2 protein-coding genes are annotated in these 4,065 nt (G+C 56.0%); one reads left to right on the top strand and one right to left on the bottom strand.

The genetic code is table 11. The annotated features are described in order from the left end of the window. The first annotated feature begins 348 nt into the window (after positions 1 to 348). The gene (locus GBM95_RS11195; protein ID WP_152159170.1) at positions 349 to 3,795 is read left to right on the top strand and encodes an autotransporter domain-containing protein; all 3,447 of its coding nucleotides are present in this window, start codon (positions 349 to 351) and stop codon (positions 3,793 to 3,795) included. A gap of 78 nt (positions 3,796 to 3,873) precedes the next feature. Here GBM95_RS11195 and GBM95_RS12810 read toward each other — a convergent pair. Beyond that, positions 3,874 to 4,065: hypothetical protein (locus GBM95_RS12810; protein ID WP_226963301.1), on the bottom strand; the 192-nt coding region annotated here is incomplete at its 5' end.

Here is a 4,065-nt window from a genome sequence, read left to right as displayed (position 1 = left end):
GCCCAGGAGAAGAAATCCAGCAAGCCTCTGTGAAAATATTCCCCTTATCGTCATGCAGCTTCAAGGGGTGCTGTTACCGGATTTCTGGAAATTCACGAAGGAGTCGGTTGTAACCATATGTCATCTAAAACCGACGCCATTTTGATTTCGCCACTCGCACACTCTGTTATTGCAAGCTGATTTACAAAAGTTACATAAGTTAGTTGCAAACACGAACGCGGTAAAAACCCGAATCCACTATTAAGTTTGATCTAGATCAATGTCGGGGGGGGCTGGGTAGTCTGGCAGTTGCACTTTCTCGGCAATTCGGGAGAGGCAGGACCAATCAACCAATTTGGAGAATTTGTCATGAATCGCGTTTTCAAGACCAAGTGGAGCGTGGCTCATCAGGAGTATGTCGTTACCGACGAAAAGCATGCGAGCAAGACCAAGGCCGCCAAGAGCGTTGTAGCGCTGGCTGTCGCAGCTCTCATGCTCGGTGCCGGTGCGGCATCGGCAGCCTATATGGCACCGAAGGCTGGAAGCCAGGATCCCGGCTTTGTTGCCAACAGTTCGAATCAGCTCGATGCAGCCAAGAAGTCTTGGGAAACTGCTGAGTACAAGAAGGACTGGGGTCTAACGGCCATGAAAGCCTCCTCGGCTTATGCGCTTGGCTACCACGGTCAGGGTGTTGCCGTCGGCGTGATGGACTCCGGTGCGCTTCTTCAGAAGCATTCTGAACTTGCCGGGGATCGTTTCCATGCGTCTCACAACCAGGGTCAGTACGGCTCCACGGGCAATCGTTATCCGCAGGGTGCCGGTAGCCAGTTTGACGGCAAGTACGAAGCCGGTCAGGATTATGACGTCACGGGTGACTGGGTTCTGAATATGAACGATTCGCACGGCACGCACGTGACCGGTACCGTCGGTGCAAATCGCGATGGTTCCGAATTCCATGGCGTTGCCTGGGGTTCCGATATTCATGTCGGCAATACCGGCGGCACGGACGATTCGAATTATGGTCCGTTCTTGGATTACCAGTTCTTCCTCAACGGTTGGGGACAGCTGGCTCAAGACATCGTTGCTCAAAATGGTGAAAAGCGCGGCGGCGTCATCAACAATAGTTTCGGTACCAATACCCGTGTAAACGCTACTAGTTCTTCCAAGCAAGGAGCGGACGGCTTTAACATCGGCACCATGATGGAAGTCAACACGACGGGGCAGACAGAATACGAATACTTCTTGTTCAAGAAGATTTACGGCGAAAATCCCTCGTTTGTTGATGCGGCTTACGATGCTGTCAAGGGTACGAACGTCGTCCAGGTCATGACGACGGGCAACCGCGACATGAAGAATCCGTACTATCGTGCGCTCTATCCCTATTTCAACCCGGAAGCAGAAAAGCACTGGATTGCCGTCGCCGGCCTCAAGAAGCTCTCCGGCGAGGGTGAAACGGCCAAGTACGATCTCGTCAAAAACTTCAACGAAGCCGGTAATGCCAAGTGGTGGACGGTCGTTGGACCGGGTAATGCCATTTACTCCTCTGCCGTTGTGGATGGTTCCTATTTGGTTCCCGGTCAAAACAATGGCGGCAATCCTGTACCCGAGGGCGTCGAGCTCGGTTCTTCCTATTATGCAACCTGGGGCGGCACGTCCATGGCTGCACCTCACGTCAGCGGCGCAATGGGCGTACTGATGTCGCGCTATGACCAAATGTCGGCCATTCAGGTGCGTGACGTCATGTTCACGACGGCCACTCACAAAAATCCCGACGGAACCGATTTTGACAGTTGGACAGCCGCACCGGGTGAAGTTGACGAACGCATGGGTTGGGGCCTTCCCGACCTTGAGGCCGGCATGTATGGTCCGGGGCAGCTTCTCGGTTCCTTCGACTACGACATGAGCGCCGGAAGTCTGGACGTTTGGAGCAACAAGATCACTCAAATCGCCTTGGATCAGAGAGAGCGCGAGGATCTTGCCTGGAAGGCCGCTGCGGAAAAGTGGATGAAGAATCCGACGTTGGCGATGACCGGTCTTTCTGAAGACGAAAAGGCTTTGCTTGGCGAAATGCTGACGGATACCAACGAGGATCTTGTTGGCATCGATGACGCGCTGGAAAAGATGACTGAAGAAGAGGCCATCGCTTGGCGCAAGGAATACTTCCAGAAGCGTCTTGACACGATCCAAGCCAAGATCGACGGCAAGCTCTATGACGGTTCTCTCATCAAGCGCGGCGAAGGTACCCTCATCATGACGGGCAGCAACACCTATCGTGGCGGTACCACGGTTGAGGGCGGCAAGCTCCTTGGCTACTCCAACTCCTTCGGTGTCTCGGGTGATGATGGCAAGGCCAACGGCAAGGTCGTCGTGAACGGCGGCACCTTCGGTATCCTTGAAACGTACAACGACCAGTTCACCATGAAGGGTGAAATCGAACGCGGTGAAGGTACGCACTCCGTCGACGTTGTTGTGAACGAAGGCGGCACGTTCCAGATCACGGCTGGTCAGGACGTGACGATGGGCACGCTTGAGTTCAAGGAAGGTGCCGGCTTCACGGTTGGCTCCGAGGATGTTGACGTCCTCAAGGAAGCCTATGCAGGTAAGGAACAGACGGGTACCGTGACCACGACCGGCGTAACCGGTGATGATCTTGCCGTCGCCAACCCCGACTATGCCTTCTTCAAGACCGAACTCAAGGTCGACGGCAACAAGCTTACCGGCACGCTCTCCCGCGACGAAACGAAGAGCTTCGCCACCTATGCTCAGAACGCCAACGGCCAGGCCATTGCCGGCGCGCTTGAAGGCGCTGCGGGCGGTGCGCTCTACGACGCTCTCATCGGCGCTTCGAAGGGTGACGTTGCCAAGACCTACAACTCTCTGGGCGACGACTTCATCCTCAATACGCGCAATGCGGGCATCGTGAATGGCATGACGCTCTCTCGCGCCATCAAGGATCAGGCCACGGGCATCGGTGAAGGCCGCAAGGTCGAAATGGCCGACGGTACGGCTCGCCTCTGGGCGACGGGTGTCGGCAGCTGGTCTGCGCTTGATTACGGCCAGTCCGACATGGACAGCGACTTCTACGCCGGCCTCTTCGGTGCTGAAGTTGACGTCTGCTCCGCCACGAAGCTCGGTCTCTTCTTTGGTGCCGGTTCTACCGACAACAAGGCGGGCGACAACAAGGTTGAAAGCGACGACATCCACTTCGGTGCTTATGGCGTCACGAACTTCAGTGATGTGGTCAACGCCACCTATGGCTTCGTCTACAGCCATCAGTCGGCTGATGCCACCCGCGCTCTGCAGGTTGGCTCCCAGCTTGGCATGAATGCCTTCTCGGGCGACACGGACATCACGCAGATCTTCGCCGAAGCTGCCTACACGGGTCTCAACACGGATGCCTACAGCATCGAGCCGTACTTCGGCCTGAGCTGGATCCACGCTGAATCCGACGGCTTCAACGAACAGGTCGGCACGATGGCCTTTTCGACCACAACCGAAGATCAGGATGTCCAGGTGACGACGCTTGGCGTTCGCGGTGCCATCCCGTTCACGATGGGCGAAACCAAGGTTGCGCTCAAGGGTGACGTGGCTTGGAACCACTTCTTCGGCGACACGGAAGCCGAAGCTTCGATGGCCCTCGCCGGCTCCGGCGTGGCTCGTCTGAAGGGCGGTGAACTCGGCGACATGGCCTCCGTCGGTCTCGGTGTGGAAGCTCAGGTCGGCAAGATGACGACCATGGGTCTCTCCTACACGGGTGCCTATGACGGCGACATCACGTCGCACGGCATCTCCGCCAATGTCCGCTTCAACTTCTAATGTGAAGCAGAGGACGTGACCCGATTGGTCGTCGGGTCACACGGTACCGACCGTCCTCGCAGTCGGTCGGTACCTTTCTCAAGCGTCTTTCCATGAGGATGCTTGAGAAAGCAGTTGGTCCTGCTGGGTTGCTTTATTAACATAGGCACAAAATAATTGACAAGCGGCTATGGTTATGTTATAATTGATAAATGAGTTATGAAGATAAAACCACCACAACCCTCGACGGCCGCAAGGCCACTCCTGAAGCCCAGCTCGAGCTTCGCCGCC

The sequence above is a fragment of the Sutterella seckii genome (assembly GCF_009183815.1).
Taxonomy (GTDB): Bacteria; Pseudomonadota; Gammaproteobacteria; order Burkholderiales; family Burkholderiaceae_F; genus Sutterella; species Sutterella seckii.
The sequence above is the reverse complement of the archived record's forward strand: the minus strand, read 5'-3'. Positions and strand labels throughout refer to the sequence as shown.